Source organism: Bacillus sp. TH25, assembly GCF_016650935.1.
In the GTDB taxonomy this organism is placed as follows: domain Bacteria; phylum Bacillota; class Bacilli; order Bacillales; family Bacillaceae_G; genus Bacillus_A; species Bacillus_A mycoides.
In genome coordinates this window covers 157620-177145 of record NZ_JAEKEU010000009.1, presented here as the reverse complement: position 1 = coordinate 177145, position 19526 = coordinate 157620, and the positions used below count along the sequence as shown (strand labels likewise).

Genomic DNA, 19526 nt, shown 5'->3' with positions numbered 1-19526 from the left:
ACTTAGGGACATTTTTTTATGAATGCTTATAAATAACTTTTTAAAGTTATGTCAAAATGTTGTCTAATGAGTTCTCCATTATTCATATAAAACTCCCAAGCTGTATCTGGCTCACCGATAATTTCAAATGAACCTTCTGTAATATATAAAGCGCAATTATCTTCTAATGCAATACCTTCTATATTACCTTGGTGAGTTTGTAAAAACGTATGGAAGGCATTCATTCTATTTAATTGATTGTAATGGGGGCAAAATCTTTTGTTAACAATACCCCAGCCACTACTTTCTATATAACCGGAACCTTCATAATCTGAACGAATGCTAGATGTGAACCAGCACATAGCACCGGCACTATATCCTGCAATAAGTGTTCCACGTTTTAAAGCAAATAGTAACTTTTCATCTAGTTTATGTTCTTTCCATTGTTCAAGCATGTGAACGTAATTTCCACCGCCAAGGTAAATTAAATCGGCAGAATGAATCATCTCATCTATTTCATATTTAGTAGGTGTTTCGGTTGAAATGCGTAAAATTTGAACCTCACAATGTAATTGCTTTTCAAACGTTTCTAAAAATAACTTTATATATCCTTCATCATCACGACTAGCTGTAGGAATGAATAATACTTTTGGGTATTGTTTATTCGTTAATTCTATAAGTCGTTCATTAATATGCAAGTGATTTGGATCTTGTAAATCACCGCCACCAATGACAGCTAATTTCATAGTAAAGCACCACCTAATAATATTTGTTATGTAAAAATTCGATAGTGGGGAGTTACATTCCTTCTGTGATTTAATGAATAAGGGGAAATAAAGTGAACAATATATTGAAATAGCATAAGGAGTCGATAGCTGTGGATAGAAAGGAATTAGAAGCAGTTTATCCCGCTATTTGCGGGCAGTAAACTCCCGCCTCAAAATTCGATTGGAGCAAAGCAGTTAGGTGGGAGCCCTGCTGCCCGTAAACACCCGATTGGTGTGGGCTAATAATCAATGGGGGATGAACACCCCCCATTGATTAAAGTTTCACTTTATTGATATATAATACTGGAAAATATTGTTTCAAAATATGGGAACAATATGTTTAAATGAATATAACGACGTACTAATGAATGTTGAAAGAGTATTTATATTTAAAAAGTACAGGGAATACCAAAAGTTTTACAAAAGTGTTTTTTACTTTTTATAGGAACTTATTTTATAATATAGTTAAATTATATTAATATATTTATTGGCGTAGACTAAAAAGAGGGAGCGTGAAAGAGTGGATTTTCGATTTGAGTTCGCAGCGAAGGTGAAAGAATATTTAGATGATGAAAAAGATGAAAAAATAATAAAAGATGGACACAGAGATATAATTTATAAATATTTATATCCGTTAGAGAGTGAAATTGGAATTTTTAAAAACCCTAACTTTACTTTTTTTGCATCAGGAAGACGTTCACATATAGTATTAGAAAATATTGAATTTAAAACAGAAGTAAACGTAGAAAGTAATATAATTGAAATTACAAAAATAGTGGATAATGTGGTGATTCCATTAGATACTATCGTAGCTAAAGATCGGGAATTATTTGCACTTGGGCGTAATGAGAAATTTAGTGTGCAAATATTAGAATATTATCTCTATGATACATTTGGAGAGAAGTTAGGTTTACAATGAATCGAACGTGGTACAGATAACTAATTAGTGGAGATTAGAATGCATTTAAGTATCAGTTAATATCATTTATGTTTGACCTTCTATATATTTTATACTACAATCTGTAGTGTGAAAGGGGCCATACGATGTTTACTCAAAACTACAAGTTAAATGAGCAAGGGTTAAATCACTTTTTCGGACCGCTTGAAGCGAAAATAATGGAAATTGTTTGGGCTACTGAGGGTATTACCATTAAAGATGTGCAACAGAGATTAAGTGAAGAATCCCCGGTGAATTTTAATACTGTAATGACAGTTATGAACAGATTAGTAGAGAAAGCACATTTAGAAAAGCATATTGTGAAAAGAAGTGGTATGTATCGTACTACACAAACGAAGGAAGAATTTTTATCTAATCAAACGAAGAAAATGACACAGGAATTAATGGGTGAATTTGGAGATCTTGTTGTGAACCATATGATAGATGAGTTAGAACAAGCTGATCCATCTTTAATAAAAAAATTAGAAGAGAAATTAAGTCGGCTAAAAAAAGAGGACCGATAAAATGAAGTGGCAAATGCGTAAAATCGTTTTGTTAGCAGTGACTATTAGTGTGCTTTTTTTAAGCATGTTAGTATACTACGTTACATACCCATTTCTTTTTCAAAATAAAGCATTTTTCCTTTCTCAATTTTGTTTATTTGAATTACAAAAACATATGAGGGAACTATCAATACTTCGTATAACGATAGCCGGATTACTGTTATTTACTGTAATCATTATGAGTAAAAGAATTTGGAAGCAATTTTTTTATAGTAAAAGATTGAAAAGAAATCTCGTGTCTATTACTAGAAAAGGAAAGCAAGTGTACGTATTATCAACGTTACAGATTACGGCATTTACAATTGGATTATTTCGACCGAAAATTGTCATTTCAGAAGGAATGTTTCAGGCATTTTCTGAGGAAGAAATTGATGCGGTTGTATTACATGAGGAATATCATCAAAAAAATCGAGATCCATTAAAGTTATTTTTCTTTACATTGTTAGCTGAGGGAATGATGTATATTCCTATATTAAAAGGGATGTTGCAGCGTTATCATGTATATCAAGAGCTATCAGCAGATAAATATGCGATGCAAAAAATGAAATCTTCATTTGAGCTAGGTAGTGCATTATTAAAGTTAATTAAAATAAAGACGATGGAAAATCAATGTATTACAGCGTCGTTTGCGAAAACCGCAATTAATTTACGAATTGAGCAAGTGTTGAATGAGAAAGTTGTTAAGCTGAATATGCCATTACATACAAATTCAGTATATGTAACGTTAGGGCTATTTTGTATGTCGATTGTACTTATTGTCGGAGAGTGCATATAGCCTCTTTTTTTAATAATTAACACTACGCATTGTAGTGTATTTAGGAGGGATAAAATGAATGCGGCGGATTTAACAATTTGGCTAGTAGTAGGGGCTGGGATACTTTCATTTATATCACCATGTTCTTTACCGCTATATCCATCTTATTTATCATATATTACAGGTGTGTCTATTCAAGATTTAAAAGAAAATCGTGGGATTATGCAAAAGTCAGCGATTATACATACAGTATTTTTTATGATCGGTTTCTCGGTTATATTTTATGCGTTAGGTTTATCGGTGAGTTGGATTGGGATTACTTTTTCATCTAATCAAAGATTGATTCAGCAAATTGGTGGGATTTTTATTGTTTTGATGGGGTTATTTATGACTGGATTGTTTCAGCCTAAGTGGCTTATGGCAGAGAAAAAAGTGCAGTATAGAAGTAAATCGACAGGATATATTCGCTCAGTTTTGGTCGGCATGACATATGCAGCAGGATGGACACCGTGTGTTGGTCCGATATTTTCTGCAGTGCTTATGCTCGGGGCGACCAATCCTGAAAGTGCGCTTCTTTATATTACGGCATATACTCTTGGCTTTGCAGTTCCGTTTTTCGTGATGGCATTTTTTATTGGAAAGGTAAAATGGATTGTTACTTATGCCAATGTCATGATGAAAATCGGAGGTGGAATGATGATTTTAACAGGGGTTTTATTATATACAAATCAAATGACGAAAATTACAGCGTTCTTTATTCGTCTATTCGGCGGATTTACGGGATTTTAGAAATGAGGAGGAAGAAAAGTGAAGAAACTAATTGCTATTATACTAGCTGGGGCACTAATTTGGGCAGGAGTTAACTTTTATAATACTAAGAAAGAAGAAAAAGAAAGAAAAGCGAAACAAGCGGAGTTACAAGAGAAGGAAGTATTACCACAAGTGGGATTTAAAGCGCCGAACATAACATTAAAAGGATTAGATGGGAAGCTTTATTCGTTAAATGATGCAAAGGGAAAACCATATGTTATTAATTTTTGGGCATCATGGTGTGGTCCATGTGAAATGGAGGCTCCTGATCTAGTTCGTTTGTATGATAAATATAAGGAGGATGTTGAAATCTTTGCGGTAAATGCAACAATCGGGGATCCAGTACAAGAAGCGAGCGCATTTGCAGATCGTCACGGATTTAAATTTCCTGTTCTATTAGATATGGACGGAGTAGCTGGAATAGATTATAAAGTATTTTCTTTACCAACGACATTTTTTGTTAATAAAGATGGAATTATTGTAGATCATGCACGAGGTGTATTACCTCCAGATCAATTAGAAGAGAAGTTTAAGAAAATAATTGAGAATTAAGAGGGGATTTCATAGTGATGGAGTGGATGGTGAGGTTACAACCCGTTTCTCTTATAATAGGAAGTTTATTTGGATTTACTCTAATGAAACTAAGGATGAAAAAGCAAAATATTCAATATGAAAAAATGATGGATGCAGTAACGAATGGCTTTCTTATCATTGTATTAGTATGGAAATTCGCACCGGCAATTTTAAATCCGGTATGGGCCATTGGGGCGCCAATGCCAGCATTATTAGCTGTAGGAAGTATTCAGCATATTATAGTAGGGTGCGTAATTGCGAGTATATATATTGTTTGGAAAAGTAAAAAAGAGCAATTTTCTCTTCGGATTTTACTTGATACATTACCTTTTGGATTTTGCGTGAGTATAATCTTTTATTTTATATTCCATCAAGAAGTAGGTGCACAAACGACACTGCCGTGGGGGATGAAAATATATGAATCAAAATTTTTGTATCATCCTATTTTCATGTATGAGATTATACTCGCACTCGGTATAATTGGCTCGTTATGGATTAAAAATGAAAGATTAGGAAATGGAAAGAATATAAGCTTTTTTCTAATTTGCGAGGGAATTGCTCATATCATTATTTCACTTATTAGTGAACAAAATTCAGTTCTATTTGGTCTTTCAATACAGCAAATACTCAGTTTTTTTGTTATTATAGGGATTTTGTTAGTACCAAAAAAATAAAAGTAGCCATGCACGGAGAGCATGGCTATTTTTGTATCATCATATGAATTAAAAAATCGGCGGAGTAACAGAAAATAAAACAATCGCATTTTTCTCGAATTGATTTACCCATTTATGTTTTAAATAAGCTGGTATTTTTACGCTATCACCAGTTTCTAATGTGTATTCTTCTTCATTTAAGTGCAATGTGATTTTTCCGTCTAATACAAATGCTAATTCTTCACCTTTATGTTCTAGAACATTTTCTGATGAAGCAGTATTTGGTGGGATAGTCATAATTGCTGTTGCTAAATTTCCTGTGAAATCAGGTGATAACAATTCATATGATAAATTATCGATAATCATTTTTTTCTTTTATGAGAACGTACAATTAAATCGTCTGTATTATTTTCTTCAAGTAAAAAACTAAATGTTGGAACATCAAGAGCTTTTGCAAGTACCTTTAATGTTTGAATAGAAGGGTTAGCAGAACCACGTTCAATTTGACTAAGCATTGATGGTGTGATTTCGGCCATCTTTGCTAATTCTTTACTAGTTAATCCTTTTTCTTTTCTTTGTTTTTCAATCTTTTTACCAATATCTATATTTTCCATAATAAATGCTCCTTAATAATTATTAAATTATATTTAAATAAATTAAATTGAAATTAACTAAAATGAATTATTTATGTTAAACTATATTAAAATTAATTTAATTATAATTTATTATATGGCTAGCTACAAGGATATGAGGAGGAAGAGGAATGAAGGAGATAGAGGCATTAAAAGAGCAATATCCACTAGTAAATAACTTAATCGCAACAGAAGAAGTATTTTGGATAAACCCGAATATGGAAAAGTATGAAACAGCAATAAAAAATTCGCCACTTAATGAAGAACATGTAAAAGACGCGGAAGAGAGATTAAAGCGTTTTGCACCATATATTGCGAAAGTATTTCCTGAAACGAAAGAAACAGGCGGTATTATAGAATCACCTTTAGTGAAAATCTCTTCTATGAAACAATCTTTAGAGAAAAGTTATGGGCAACCTATTTTAGGGGAATTACTATTAAAATGTGATAGCGGGCTTCCGATATCAGGATCAATAAAAGCTAGAGGCGGAATATACGAAGTGCTGAAACATGCAGAGCAACTGGCACTTCAGCATGGAATGTTAACAGGGAAAGATGATTATTCAATTTTAGATAGTGATAGATTTAGAGGTTTTTTTGCGAAGTATTCAATTGCAGTAGGTTCTACTGGCAATTTAGGGCTTAGCATCGGTATTATGAGTGCGAAATTAGGTTTTAATGTGACTGTTCATATGTCGGCAGACGCAAAAGAATGGAAAAAAGATTTATTAAGAAGTAAAGGTGTAAACGTTATTGAATATGAAGCTGATTATAGTAAAGCAGTAGAAGAAGGAAGACTGCAAGCAGATGCAGATCCTAGCTGTTATTTTGTTGATGATGAAAACTCACATGATTTATTTTTAGGATACGCAGTAGCAGCGTCACGTTTACAAAAACAATTAGAAGAGTTAGAGATTGTAGTAGATGAAGAATACCCTTTATTCGTTTATCTTCCGTGCGGGGTAGGTGGTGGGCCTGGCGGAGTAGCATTCGGCTTAAAGTTATTGTACAAAGACAATGTGCATTGTTTCTTTGCTGAACCTACGCACTCTCCGTGTATGTTACTCGGTTTAATGACAGGGCTTCACGATAAAATTGCCGTTCAAGATATCGGGATTGACAATGTAACTGATGCGGATGGGCTTGCAGTAGGAAGACCATCTGGATTTGTCGGTAAAACGATGGAACCATTTTTGAGTGGAAATTACACAGTAAGTGATGAAGAGTTGTATAGATTATTAAAAGAACTGGCTGATACTGAAAATATTTATTTAGAGCCTTCTGCGTTAGCGGGTATGATAGGGCCGTTGAATGTATGTAAAGCTGAAAATGAGTATTTACAAAAACAACATTTAACAGAGAAGGTGAAGAAAGGTACTCATATTGTGTGGGGAACTGGCGGTAGTATGGTTCCGGAAGACGTGATGAGTGGTTATTATAAAAAAGGTTCGGAATTAACGAAAGCAGAGTAAGGAAGAATGAGGCGATTTAAAGCCTCATTTTTTCATGTACATAAAAATCTTTGTTATTTTCACATTAGTTCTTTATAGTATAGTTATAAAGGATTATTCATATCGATTAAATATAACAAAACAGCTTTATTTTACATAATAAGAGGATGTGTGTATAAGATGTCATTACAGACTAAATATATAGCGGGTATTTCGCTTGGGGTTATGGGTGTAGGTTTTGCGGCTTCAATCCCTTTTCAAGGAACGGTAGCAGGAGAAATTATACAAGGTGGATTTGAAGCTGGGTTAGTTGGTGGACTTGCGGATTGGTTTGCGGTTACAGCTTTATTCCGTCATCCGTTAGGAATTCCAATTCCACATACAGCATTATTACCTAAAAATCGGAAACGGGTAACAAAGGGTCTCGTTTCTACGTTAGAAAATGAATGGCTGACGAAAGAAAGTATTACAAGTAAAGTAAAAGAAATGCAGCTAGCGCAAATGGTACTGCAAATTGCTGAGAAAGAGTTACAGTCTGACGCTGTGAAAAAAGGAATTGTAACAATTGCTGAGAAAGCGATTCTTCAAATAGATACAGAAAAATTAGCTGTTATTATTGAAAAAGAATTAAAAACGTATTTGCATACAATTAACACAAGTAACATATTACAAGTTCTCGTGGATCAATTAGTAGTGCAAGAATATGATGAAAAAACACTTGATTACATATTAGTAAAAGTGAAAGATTGGACGGCTCAAGATGAAGCACGTTATCAGCTCGGAAGCTTAGGTATGAAGGCGATGGAAAACATAAAAGTAGATGGATTCCTGCAGTTTACTTTGAAATCATTTATGAATATTGTAGATGAAGATAAAATTGGCGGCATTTTGCAGAAGTTTATCATTAGCAATATTAACAGCTTACAAGATGCAGATAATAGCACAAGACAACTTATATTAGCGAAAATTCGTCAAGAAATTATAAATGTAAAAGAAAATGAATCTTTATTACAGGAGTTAGAGAAGTGGAAAGAAAAATGGATTGCAAATTGGGATGCTACTGACAAAATAAAAGAGATGCTAGAGCAAGTACAGAGTAGGGCAGTTACTTTTGTGAAGAATGAAGAATTTGTTGATAAATATGTTGTTCCATTCTTACAAACACAAATGAATAAAATAAAAGCAGACGAACTGATTGTTCAAAAAATAGAAGATTGGTTACAAAAACAAGTTGTTACTATTGTTGAAAAGAATCATTCAAAAATTGGAAAGCTTGTGCAAGAAAACCTTGATAAATTAGATGATAAAACATTAATCGAAATGATTGAAAATAATGTCGGTAAAGATTTGCAGTGGATTCGTGTGAACGGGGCTGTTTGTGGTTTTATGATTGGATTAGTTTTAGAAGGAATAAAAGCGATTATATGAGAAAAACCTTCCACAATTGTGGAAGGTTTCTTATTTTTCGATAACACTCATATTTATATTATAAGCTTTCTCGATATTTAATTTGTACGTCCCATTTCCTGTTTTTATCGAGTTTTTATACCAATGTTCTTGCCCGTTTAATTCTGGATTTTCTTCTGAAGAATTATTTTCTTTTTTCGTTAAATCTTCTACTTGTTCCCAAGGTGTGTTCCCGTGAGTTTCTTTTTTGTTTGTTATGGCGATTAAAGATACATCACTTTCTTTTACTAAATGAACAGATACATTTGAACTTTCTTGTACAAACCAATTATTTTGTAATTGACCTGGATAAAGAGATAGTTCGTTATTTGAAGCGCGGATCTCTACATTTTTATTTTGCGGAAGAACGAGTGTTTGTTTCACCTGTGGTGTTGAGTTAAATAACGTATGCTGAACCGGTAATGATTTTAAAGTTATATACATCGTTTCTCCAGCTGTTTGAACTGAAAGGAAATCCTCTTGTTTTAAATTGAGTTTTTCATTTGCTTTCGTCGTCATTTCATATGTTCCAAGAAGATGAACTTGATTTGTGTTGTTTCCTTCTATTGTTAGAGGGTGATGCCCCGCATCCACTACGATTTTTTTGATAGATTCAGGTATATCAAGTTGTCCGTCTGGAATATTACTCGTTTGCCTAGTTGTGTTAATAGAATGACGAACTTCTTCTAGTAATCCAGTTGATAATAAACAGTAAAAAGCAATTCCAACACTTCCTAAAACTCCGATAAAGAAAATACTAAAAATATCATATTTAATAAATGATTGTTCCTTCTTAGAAAATAGAAGGTATAGTAAAATTTCAGCGCCAAGTATGATAAGTAAAACAGGCCACCATGCTGTTAATGTATCCAATACTTGAGTGCCTTTCATAACTGAAAATAGTAAGAAACAACCTAATGTAATAATGGAAAGCCCCATTGAGAATGTTCCAACGCGCCATGTTCTCATTCGTTTGTACCACCTTTGTTTTCTTTATTTCCAAGTAACAATTTAAAGCCGCCACCAATTAAAAGGAGAGCAACGATAGATGTTTGGAAATAGCTATAATATAGTTCGCTAAGATGAATATTAAATATAGTTACAAAATAATCATTCAAAATAGGAAGGACTGTTTGATCTAATAAATAATAACCACCGAGTGTAATTAAACCAATACCGATCCATCTTTGATGATTGATAAAATAGTCAATGATAGGTTCGTCATTTACACGTTCTTTTCCGTATTTTGCAGTTTGCTGTAACGCATCAAAAAAGCTATAGAACCAAATGATTGGTACTAAAAATAAAAACGCAGAAAGTCTTAATAAGTCGAGCAAATAAATAGATAGTAAAAAGGCTGCCATAAGCTGAAGACCACGGCGCTGTAAGCCTAAATACATATGTCCTGCTCCAGGAAACATTGCTAAAATGGAAGCGAATGTTTTATTTTTCTTTCCTTGTTCTCGGTGCTCTTCAAACTCTTCGAAAATAGTACGGTCATCTAGTTGCTCTCCGCGTTCTTTTTTCTGTAGTTGTTGAACAACATCAAAGAAGTTATAAATCCATAAAACAGGTAGCGTAATAAGGAAGATAAGGAAACTTTCTTGAGATGTTAAGAGTGCAACGAATATAATCATACTTCCTATGCCTGTACAAGCTACTAAAAATGTAAGTCCTCGCTGCATAAGTCCTAATTGGAAATGGCCAAGTCCAGGGATAATTGATAGGAGAATGATATAAAATCGTTCGCTCTCTTTAGAGGACTCTGTAAATTCTCCGGCTGCTTGTTTTTTCGATTGATTAATAATAGTGATAACTAAATCTAATAAATTGATTGCCCATAACACGACTAGTAAAAATAGAGAAAGAAAAGTAATATCACGCGCTCCTAATGCTATTGTACAAAATGCTGCAAAGATAAATAGAAATAAAGCCCCTCCGCTATATAAAATAAATCGTCCAAATTTCTTTAAATATAAATGTCCAAGCCCAGGAATTAGCCCTAATACAAGTGCTAAAAAGGGATTTTTATTCATGCTTTGAACCTCCGTCCTTTTTTGATGTGTCTACCGATTTGTTTACAATTTGTTGTGAGATAGAAGACTCGTTATGTTTTGAGGATTTCTCGAAATTTGATGTCGCTGTGAAAATATACTGGAATAAACCACTTACCATAAAAATAATTGTAGCCGCAGTCGCAATTATGTAGTGAATAATCGTGCGCTTTAGTGAGTTTGTTTTTATATTTTCATTAGGCTGTAACGTTTCAAAATTAATTTGCGTCATAACTTCGTTCGTAAATGAATCATCATTTATCATTGGAAGGTTTTCATGTTGTTCATCAATACTTTCCATATAAAGTGCTAAACAATGATCACATTCATAAAGATGTTCTTCCATAGATTCACGTTCATTGTTTGATATAACATCTAATGTATAATTGCGCCAATCTTCTTTTGAATAATGCATCATAGAAACTCTTCCTCCTTCCAATGTTTTTTAATCCATTTTCTTGCCCGATACAGTTTCATTTCGACCGTTTTCACTTCGATGTTTTCCTGAAAAGCAATTTCTTGATAACTTTTTTCTTCTAAGTAATGTGCGAGAACGACGTCACGATAATTGTCGGGAAGTTCTCTCAGTTTTTGAGCAATGAGCAATTTTTGCTCTTTCGTCAATAATAAAGCCTCAATATTATGAGAGGATTTTATATTTTCCGCAGTTTCTTTACATAAGGAGAGTTCTTCGTTTTCTCTAGCTTTTTTTCTCTTATAATCAATAGCGTGATTGGTGGCAATACGTGCCATCCACGTTTTTAATCCGCGAAATTGATAATTTGGGAGAGAGGCGTGAATTTTTACGAATACTTCTTGTGTAACATCTTTAGCATCTTCTTCATGTCTTAAAATGGAAAAGATAACTTGAAAAATATAATGACGATATGTTTGTACAAGGATACGAAAAGCATGTTCGCTTCCTTGCTGTGCTTTTGCAACTAATTGTTTTTCCTCAATCGGTCTCTCCCTCCTTTTTGACGCATTCTATTATATAGACGTAAGAAATGATAAGTCACCCTACACATGTTATAAAAAAAGAATAATATATTTTTAGCAGGAGGGCTATATGAAAAAGGTGTGAAAAAATGGTAAAGAGAAGTATATAATGAGCAAAGAGGAAATGCTACATGGAGAAAGGATGTGAATGTTAGTAGGATAAGGTCCATACTAACAAACATGAAAATTAAAATATTAATAGCGGACGATAATTCTTTTATTAGAGAAGGTATGAAAATTATTTTAAATACATATGAAGAGTTTGAAGTATTAGATACTGTAAATGATGGAAAAGAAGCTGTAGCATATTGTAAAAAGTATGAAGTTGATATCGCGCTTTTAGATGTTCGTATGCCAAACATGAACGGGGTAGAGGCGACGAAGTTAATTTGTGAAGAGACAAAAACGAAGCCTCTCATTTTAACGACATTTGATGATGATGAATATATTTTGGACGCAGTAAAAAACGGAGCGAAAGGTTATTTATTAAAAAATAATGATCCGGAGCGTATTCGTGATGCGATAAAAGGAGTTTATAACGGTCAAACTGTTATGCAAGATGTAGTGCTTGATAAAATTAAGTCTAATTTAATGGAAAGTAAAGAGGAAGAATCTAAAATTGATAAGAGCCTTTTCACAGAAAGAGAGCTTAGTATTATCGCATTAATTGCGAAAGGTTTCTCAAATAAAGAAATTTCAAAGCAACTTTTCATATCTGAAGGAACAATTGCAAATTATATTACATCAGTTTTGGGGAAAACTGGACTAGAACATCGCACGCAAATTGCGATTTATTACTTAACAGGGAAAGTAGATTAATGTTATGGAATTTTGGTTAACTGTAAGTAAACTTATTGTCTTTTTATATATAGTGTTTAGCTACATTCATTTGAATGTTACGAACTTACCATGGATTATACTTACTTTGCTTTTATATCTTTCTGTCAATGTGTTGATCTCTATATTTAAAAAAGATACGTACAAAAACATATTAACTTGTGTGTCAATTGGCGTAGTTATGTTATTTACATGGAAGGTTCATCCGTTTTTTATTTTGTTTTTACCTTTGAACTTATATGAAATTGCAAATTATTACATAAAAAAGAAATGGTTAATCTTTTTCATTATGATTCTTCCTATTATTTTTATAGGTGAAGGTATTCAAATGACGTATGGACTTATTAGTGCATTTTGTTTTTTTCCTTAACGATAGCTCACCGCTATATAGCACGATTATTAAAACTAGAAATACAAAATGATAAAATGAGAAAAGACATACAAAGACTTACGAAAAGCTTAAATGAAAATAAAGATTACATAAGGCAATCTGAATACACATTTAAATTAGAGGAAAGAAATCGACTATCTCAAGAAATTCATGATAAAATCGGTCACTCAATGACAGGTGCACTAATTCAAATGGAAGCAGCGAAGAGATTAATGGAAATAGATAAAGTGAAATCTGCGGAATTATTACAAAATGCCATTCATATTTCAAAAGATGGAATTGAAAGCATTCGGATTACATTAAAAAATATGAAGCCACCAACTGAGCAAATTGGTATTCATCGTATGAAATTATTCATAGAGGAATTTGCTGGTAAGCATGATATAAATATCCCATTCGTATATAAAGGGAACTTAGATATGATTTCACCAATTCAGTGGAAGATTATCGGTGAAAATGTTATGGAGGCACTAACAAACGCGATGAAATACGCTGATGCGACAGTCATTTCAATCGATATTCATGTACTGAACAAGATGATCAAAGTACAAGTAAAGGATAATGGAAAAGGTGCAGCTCTTGTTAAGAAAGGCCTCGGTATTATGGGGATGGAGGAGCGAACAGCATCAGTAAACGGAAAAATTATTGTAGATGGAACAAGTGGTTTTTCAGTAACAATGTTATTGCCGATATAAGAGGATGAGACGAGGATGAATCATCTCATATGAAAAAAGTGAATAATCTCATGTGAAAAGAGTGAACTTCTGCACTGAGCAGGTTCATTCTTTTTGTTTATAATAAAAGCAGAGAAACCGAAATAGGGGTGAAATGATGAACACATTGGAAATTAAAAATTTAACGAAAAAATTTGGTGATTTCATCGCGGTAGATAATATGTCTTTATCTATTAAAGAAGGAGAAATATTTGGCTTTTTAGGTTCGAATGGTGCTGGTAAGAGTACAACGATTAATATGATTGCTGGTTTGTTAAGAAGTAATGAAGGTGAAATTAGCATATTAGGAAAAAATATAAAGAAACATAATCGATTTGCGAAAATGAATATTGGTATCGTTCCGCAAGATATTGCGATTTATGAAGAGTTAACTGCCTATGAAAATGTGAAATTCTTTGCTGGATTGTATGGATTACGAGGAGCCGAGCTAAAAGCGAGAGTAGAGGAAGCACTTCAATTTGTAGGCCTTAGTGATAAACATAAAAGTTACCCAAAAAACTTTTCTGGCGGGATGAAACGAAGACTGAATATCGCTTGTGCAATCGCACATAGACCGAAGTTAATTATTATGGATGAACCGACAGTTGGAATTGATCCGCAGTCAAGGAACTACATTCTTCAGTCTGTCCGAAAATTAAATGAAATGGGAAGTACGATTATTTATACGAGTCACTACATGGAAGAAGTAGAAGAGATTTGTACGAAAATAGCAATTGTCGATCACGGTAAAGTAATTGCAGAAGGAACGAAAGAACAGTTAAAAGCGATTATTACAGATACGAAAGATATTTGGATTGAAGTAAAGTCAGTAGAAAACTTAGATGTAGAAAATTTAAAAGAGATAAATGGTGTGAAAGCTGTTCAAATTGAAGAGAACGTAATCAAGGTAAACTCGGATGCAGGATTAAATAATTTAAATAAAATTATTCAGCATTTCATTAATCATGACATTGAAATTCGTTCGTTAGAGGAGCAGGCTCCAAACTTAGAAACAGTATTTCTTACGTTAACTGGAAGAAACTTACGAGATAAATAAAGGTAAATGAAGAAAAGGTAAATGAAGAAAAGGTAAATGAAGAAAAGGTAAAGGGAGGTTCATCAATTGAACATCTTTAACATTGCAGTGATGCACATTAAAAGAGATTTCAGGGACGTAAGAACTTTAGTTTTTATGTTAGCATTTCCGATTGTGCTTATGCTTGTATTAGGAACAGCGTTAAGTAACGCATTTAATAGCGATAGTCAAGCGATTAAGGATATACAAGTGCTATATAAAGATGAAGCGAGTAGCACGTTTTCTCAATCGTTTGAAGCGTTTACGAAAGAAGTCGATAAATCAGGTATTCATTTTAAAAAAGTTTCCGAAGGTATAGATGGGAAAGAAGAAGTGAAGCAAAATAAATATGCTGCTTATGTAGAGTTAAATAAAGATGGTGCAAAATTTTACGGAAGTGACAAAAGTAGTATTGAGGGAAGTATTGTGGAAGGCATGCTTACAACATTTGTTGATAAGTACAACGTAGCGGCCGAAGTTGCAAAAGTAGATCCGAGTAAGGTTAGCGCAGTTATTTCAAACGGAAATCATAATGATTATATTAAAGAAACATCTTTACAAGCTGCTAAAAAACCAGGTTCTATGGATTACTATGCGGTTGTAATGACGACGATGATTGCACTGTACGCTGCAATGGGTGCGAGTTTTTTAATTCGAGGAGAACGAGTACGTAAAACAGGAGATCGTTTAATTGCAGCACCTATAAGTAAGGCTGAAATTTTCATTGGGAAAGTGCTCGGTAGTCTTGTAGCAAATGCACTTTGTCTATTACTCGTCGTTATATTTAGTAAATTTGTTTTTCAAGCGAATTGGGGTGACCATCTTGGAATCATATTTATTATTTTACTAACAGAAGTCTTTCTAGCAATTAGCTTCGGTTTAGGAATCGGATTTATTACAAAAACAGGTGAGGCATCTAGAGCAATTATTATGGTTGTTGTGCAATTAGCTTCTATTTTTGGTGGTGCTTATTTCGTAGTGGAAGAAAATGTCGTTACGAATTTATCGCCATTAACGTGGGCCAACACAGCCATTATGAAAATTATTTATGCAAATGACATAGGAGCAGCACTGCCGGTTATTTCTTTAAATCTTGGAATTTCAGCAATCTTTTTATTAATTGCGATTATCGCATTACGTAGACGGGAGGGGCTGTAATATGAAAGATATTTTATGGCTCATACGAAAAACATTAGCTGCGCTTTTTAAAAATAAAAAAGGATTATTACTTATTGTAAGTTTGCCGATAATAGGAACACTCATTTCTTTTTCAATATATGGTAATGTAGGGCAAGGAACGTTAAATATTGGGGTTATAAATAAAGAAAATCAGCCTATCGCAAATGATACAGTGAAATTTTTAGAAGGACTCAATCATGTAAATGTTAGTAAAATTAAGGAATCCGAAGTGGAAGATAAACTCATTTCAAAAAAACTTGATGGTGTTATTACATTACAGTCTGGTTTTTCCGAAAGTGTTCGAGAAGGGAAACCGAGTCAAATTGAAGTTTCATCGATTAAAGGTGATCAAGTAACAGTATTTATAAAATCATATTTATATAACTATGTTGATAATATAGCTGCGATTAGTAAAGTGGCAGGGGCGGATCAAAGTACGTTTAATAGTATGTACGCTGGTTATCAAAAAAGTTCATTTAAAGTAAAAGCAGAGACACTTGAAGATACTTCGAAAAATAAGGATATGACAAATCAAACGATTGGTTATCTTATCATGTTTATGCTATTTTCGGCAGCGAATTTATCTGGAATTATTTTAAAAGAAAAAGAGAACAGAACGTATTTTAGATTATTATCGACACCGATAGATGGAAAGAAATTTATATTATCTAATGTCGCGGTGAATATGATTATACTAACAGTGCAGGTTGTAATTGCCGTATTATTTATGAAGTATGTTTTCCATACAAATATAAATATGCCTTTCACAGTGATGATTGGTGTACTCATGATATTTGCTTTAATAGCAATTGGTTTATCATTAGTCATTGTGTCTTTTTCAAAAAGTTCAACTGCTTCAAATGCGATGCAAAATGTTGTTATTGTACCGACATGTTTATTAGCGGGATGTTATTTTCCATATGATATTATGCCGAAAACAGTACAAAAAATAGCTGATTTTTTACCGCAACGCTGGCTAATGGACACGATTTCGAAATTACAGCAAGGAATTCCGTTTTCAGAGTTGTATTTAAACATTTTAATTTTATTCGCCTTTGCGATAGCGTTCTTCTTAATTGCGATTTATAAGTTTGGAAGAAATAATGATGCAAGGAACTTCATTTAATGAAAAGGTGTGGCGCAATGCCACACCTTTTTTGTATTCGTAATTTAAAGTATCTTTTGTAATATAGGAATGCTTTTGTAGAGCAATTCGTTATGTGAAGCATGCACAACATATTTATTTCCCTCTAGAAGAAAAACGCTATGTAGAACAGCGTTACCATCACCATGTTTTGTAAGTATATCACCGACGACTTTTTCGTCTGTCCATTCCAGTTTTGAATATGAAGGGACGACTTGTAAATATTGAATCGTTTCTACTCCATCTCCTGCAATGAGTGTAGTTTCGATGTTTCTTTTCTGTATAATGAATCTATTTTCATTTAATGTATCGAGGAAAGGGTTTTTCGCTTGCATATTACTATAAGGAAGAAATGTAATAGAAGAGCCGGATCTTATAAATAAATACTTTCCGTAATCTTTACAAGGAATAACATCTTGTAATCCCGGAAAGTAACGGTGTATCGCTTCAACTTTATCCATATTATAAAAGGTGCTTAAGTAATGAATATATTGTTCCATATAAAAATGGACAATATTTATTTTAGAAGAGGCATGAACAGGGAGAGTACCTCCAGTCCAATAACTATAATTGGGGGGAGATCCAGCGTTTGGTGTACAGAGTATAATAAGTTGCTCCACATCATTTTCATATTCTTCACTTTGAACGTAAGAACGTGCAAGAAGTCCGCCCATACTATGACAAACTAAATTTAGTTTGTCGCACCCTGTAAATTTTTTAACATAGGTAATTGTTTTTAATAAATATTTTTGAGTAGAAAAAGCAATACGCTGACGCCAGTCATAAAAACAGATAAACAAGTTTTGATTTCGTTCATAGCCTATACTTTCTAACATCATAATGAATGGTTCATAAATAAAAGCAGAAAGGCCAAAGTTCCAATTACCGGTACCAGGAATAATAATATTACTCATTGAACCGAAAAGACCTGGGATAAAAATAATAGGAGTTTTTCTTATTTTCATATTCTGCTCTCCTTTAACTTTGTAACATCCAAAAAGTAGGAAATGCATTTTGAATGAAAATTTATTTTAATGAAACACTACGAAATAGTAAGTAATATGAGTGGAAGGAAATCAAAATGATTAAAAAAATAGTGCGAGTCACTTCTATTATTATTGCTATTTTCGTTGTTATTTTAATTTGGATGCATATTGACGTTATGCTCGGAAGGAAAATGGAAGCCGGGAAAAATATGCCGACAGAGTATGCACCTCATTATAGTGACTTTCAATTATATGTAGAAGGGAAGTCGTTTTATAAACAGTTATTTACTGATATAAGTGAAGCGAAGCAATCTATTTACACTTATTTTTATATTTTATCGGATGATAAAAGTAGCCATACTTTTTTAAACTTATTAAAGGAGAAGGCGAAAGAAGGAGTAAACGTCTATTTATCAGTTGATCGCATTAATGATTTATCATTTGAAAGAAAGATGAAAAATGAATTGCGGGAAAGTGGTGTACATTTTACATATAGTAGAAAACCTGAATTGCCATTCGGATTTTATTCACTTCACCATCGTAATCATCGTCGTATTACGACGATTGATGGGGAGATTGGCTATACGGGTGGCTTTAATATGGGGGATGAGTACTTAGGGAAAGATAAGCGATTTGGATATTGGCGTGACTATCATGTGCGGCTTAGAGGAGAAGGAGCAAAAGATTTAGAAGAGCAATTCGCTTTAGATTGGAAACGAGATACGAAAGAACATATAAAAAGAAGTACGAATAAAGCGAGTAAAGGGAATACATTACATACGATGGTTAGCTACAATGGACATCACGTCGTTGAAAAATATATAAAGTTAATAAAACAAGCGAAACATTCAATTGTAATTACAACACCTTATTTTATAGCGAAAAATAAAGAATTAATGAATGCTTTAATTGGAGCGCAAAAACGTGGTGTTACAGTAAAAATACTATGGTCATATAAACCAGATATTCCTCTTATTAAAGAGGCAGCGTATCCTTATATTCGTCAAGCTGTTAATAACGGGATTACGGTATATGGTTATAAAAAAGGTATGTTTCATGGAAAGTTAATGCTGATTGACAATGAACTAACTGTTATCGGTACAACGAACATAACTGCACGAAGTTTCTATATAAATGATGAGATGAATTTGTATATTCATGGTGGATCTATCGTATCAGAAGTGAATGAGGCGTTAACACAAGATTTTCATGACTCGAAAGAAATGACGAAAGAGTTTTTTGAGAAGTTATCTTTTTGGGAGCGTTGTAAGGAGAAATTTGCGGGATTGGTTGATTTTTATTTGTGATGATTTAACTGGAATACTGGAAATGTAGAATATAGTAAATAGAAAGCTGTATTGTTTATTCAAAAAGTTGAGAAGTAAGAAAGAACCTTCAAAAACAGAAGGTTCTTTCTTATTTTATAATTTATTATTGGTAGTTAAAAAATAGTCTGGTCTGGCGGGTGCCCCTCCGTCTTCATTTGCGCTTCGGTAAAAAATTCAATATGTAATTAAAATAAAGTTAAGCTAATGTCTCTATTTTGATTAAGGGTTCTAAGTGAGTTCTAGTTGAATGCTTAA

The 19526-nt window shown here is 33.1% G+C and carries 19 protein-coding genes and 2 pseudogenes; 14 read left to right on the top strand and 7 right to left on the bottom strand.

All coding sequences use genetic code 11. From position 1 onward, the window contains the following. Positions 1–26 precede the first annotated feature (26 nt). A complete protein-coding gene (locus JFT89_RS05385) occupies positions 27–725 on the bottom strand; it encodes a peptidase E (RefSeq protein WP_002064712.1) in 699 nt (232 codons plus the stop codon). A 541-nt stretch (positions 726–1266) separates the two neighbouring features. Here JFT89_RS05385 and JFT89_RS05380 point away from each other — a divergent pair. The 6 genes from JFT89_RS05380 (at position 1267) to JFT89_RS05355 (ending at position 5057) form a co-directional block, all read left to right on the top strand. After that, positions 1267–1665 carry a DUF3942 family protein gene (locus tag JFT89_RS05380; protein WP_002031084.1) on the top strand — a complete coding sequence of 133 codons (399 nt, stop codon included), beginning with the start codon at positions 1267–1269 and terminating at the stop codon, positions 1663–1665. 125 nt (positions 1666–1790) lie between these two features. Beyond that, entirely contained in the window at positions 1791–2207 is a 417-nt protein-coding gene (locus JFT89_RS05375; protein ID WP_002031086.1) for a BlaI/MecI/CopY family transcriptional regulator, read from the top strand. A gap of 1 nt (position 2208) precedes the next feature. Beyond that, entirely contained in the window at positions 2209–3021 is an 813-nt protein-coding gene (locus JFT89_RS05370) for a M56 family metallopeptidase (protein ID WP_033706634.1), read from the top strand. Positions 3022–3075: 54 nt separating this feature from the next. Further along, positions 3076–3789, top strand: a complete 714-nt coding sequence (gene ccdA, locus JFT89_RS05365) for a cytochrome c-type biogenesis protein CcdA (protein WP_002064714.1) — start codon at positions 3076–3078, stop codon at positions 3787–3789. Between the two features lie 18 nt (positions 3790–3807). Beyond that, a complete protein-coding gene (locus JFT89_RS05360) occupies positions 3808–4362 on the top strand; it encodes a TlpA family protein disulfide reductase (protein ID WP_002031090.1) in 555 nt (184 codons plus the stop codon). Positions 4363–4376: 14 nt separating this feature from the next. Further along, positions 4377–5057, top strand: coding sequence for a prolipoprotein diacylglyceryl transferase family protein (locus tag JFT89_RS05355; protein WP_201039600.1), 681 nt, complete (start codon positions 4377–4379; stop codon positions 5055–5057). A gap of 48 nt (positions 5058–5105) precedes the next feature. On the opposite strand, the pseudogene JFT89_RS05350 reads toward JFT89_RS05355, so the two are convergent. Further along, positions 5106–5650: pseudogene (locus JFT89_RS05350) on the bottom strand (helix-turn-helix domain-containing protein). Positions 5651–5799: 149 nt separating this feature from the next. On the opposite strand from JFT89_RS05350, the gene JFT89_RS05345 reads away from it, so the two are divergent. Together JFT89_RS05345 and JFT89_RS05340 are read left to right on the top strand one after the other, a co-directional pair. Continuing rightward, complete coding sequence (locus tag JFT89_RS05345; RefSeq protein WP_002064719.1) at positions 5800–7140, top strand: D-serine ammonia-lyase; 1341 nt, start codon at positions 5800–5802, stop codon at positions 7138–7140. A gap of 159 nt (positions 7141–7299) precedes the next feature. Beyond that, positions 7300–8547, top strand: coding sequence for a DUF445 domain-containing protein (locus tag JFT89_RS05340; protein WP_002064720.1), 1248 nt, complete (start codon positions 7300–7302; stop codon positions 8545–8547). A 30-nt stretch (positions 8548–8577) separates the two neighbouring features. Here the strand turns inward: JFT89_RS05340 and exsE are convergent, their stop codons facing one another. From exsE to JFT89_RS05320, 4 genes are read right to left on the bottom strand one after another with little or no spacing between them, the layout of a single operon-like run. Further along, positions 8578–9534 (bottom strand): exosporium protein ExsE, encoded by a 957-nt coding sequence (gene exsE, locus JFT89_RS05335; RefSeq protein ID WP_002166003.1) that lies wholly within the window; start codon positions 9532–9534, stop codon positions 8578–8580. Beyond that, positions 9531–10601: a hypothetical protein gene (locus JFT89_RS05330; protein ID WP_201039598.1), complete on the bottom strand. Its 1071-nt coding sequence runs from the start codon at positions 10599–10601 to the stop codon at positions 9531–9533. Before JFT89_RS05330 ends, exsE begins: the two co-directional genes overlap by 4 nt. Further along, on the bottom strand, positions 10594–11037 hold the full coding sequence (locus tag JFT89_RS05325; protein ID WP_002126705.1) for a hypothetical protein: 444 nt from the start codon (positions 11035–11037) through the stop codon (positions 10594–10596). Before JFT89_RS05325 ends, JFT89_RS05330 begins: the two co-directional genes overlap by 8 nt. Next, positions 11034–11474, bottom strand: coding sequence for an RNA polymerase sigma factor (locus JFT89_RS05320; protein WP_229178794.1), 441 nt, complete (start codon positions 11472–11474; stop codon positions 11034–11036). The genes JFT89_RS05325 and JFT89_RS05320 overlap by 4 nt, the downstream gene beginning before the upstream one ends. Positions 11475–11798: 324 nt before the next feature. Here JFT89_RS05320 and JFT89_RS05315 point away from each other — a divergent pair, with 324 nt between their 5' ends. From JFT89_RS05315 to JFT89_RS05295, 5 genes and pseudogenes are all read left to right on the top strand, one after another. Next, a complete protein-coding gene (locus tag JFT89_RS05315; RefSeq protein ID WP_002012250.1) occupies positions 11799–12437 on the top strand; it encodes a response regulator transcription factor in 639 nt (212 codons plus the stop codon). 4 nt (positions 12438–12441) lie between these two features. After that, a pseudogene (locus tag JFT89_RS05310) lies at positions 12442–13541 on the top strand (sensor histidine kinase). A 136-nt stretch (positions 13542–13677) separates the two neighbouring features. Beyond that, the gene (locus tag JFT89_RS05305; protein WP_002086377.1) at positions 13678–14616 is read left to right on the top strand and encodes an ABC transporter ATP-binding protein; all 939 of its coding nucleotides are present in this window, start codon (positions 13678–13680) and stop codon (positions 14614–14616) included. Between the two features lie 66 nt (positions 14617–14682). Then, complete coding sequence (locus tag JFT89_RS05300; protein WP_016094343.1) at positions 14683–15792, top strand: ABC transporter permease; 1110 nt, start codon at positions 14683–14685, stop codon at positions 15790–15792. A 1-nt stretch (position 15793) separates the two neighbouring features. Then, a complete protein-coding gene (locus JFT89_RS05295; protein WP_201039596.1) occupies positions 15794–16939 on the top strand; it encodes an ABC transporter permease in 1146 nt (381 codons plus the stop codon). A 44-nt stretch (positions 16940–16983) separates the two neighbouring features. On the opposite strand, the gene JFT89_RS05290 is transcribed toward JFT89_RS05295, so the two are convergent. After that, positions 16984–17922, bottom strand: coding sequence for an esterase/lipase family protein (locus JFT89_RS05290; RefSeq protein ID WP_201039594.1), 939 nt, complete (start codon positions 17920–17922; stop codon positions 16984–16986). Between the two features lie 116 nt (positions 17923–18038). Here JFT89_RS05290 and cls point away from each other — a divergent pair, with 116 nt between their 5' ends. After that, positions 18039–19250: a cardiolipin synthase gene (gene cls, locus JFT89_RS05285; protein WP_201039592.1), complete on the top strand. Its 1212-nt coding sequence runs from the start codon at positions 18039–18041 to the stop codon at positions 19248–19250. Positions 19251–19526 lie beyond the last annotated feature (276 nt).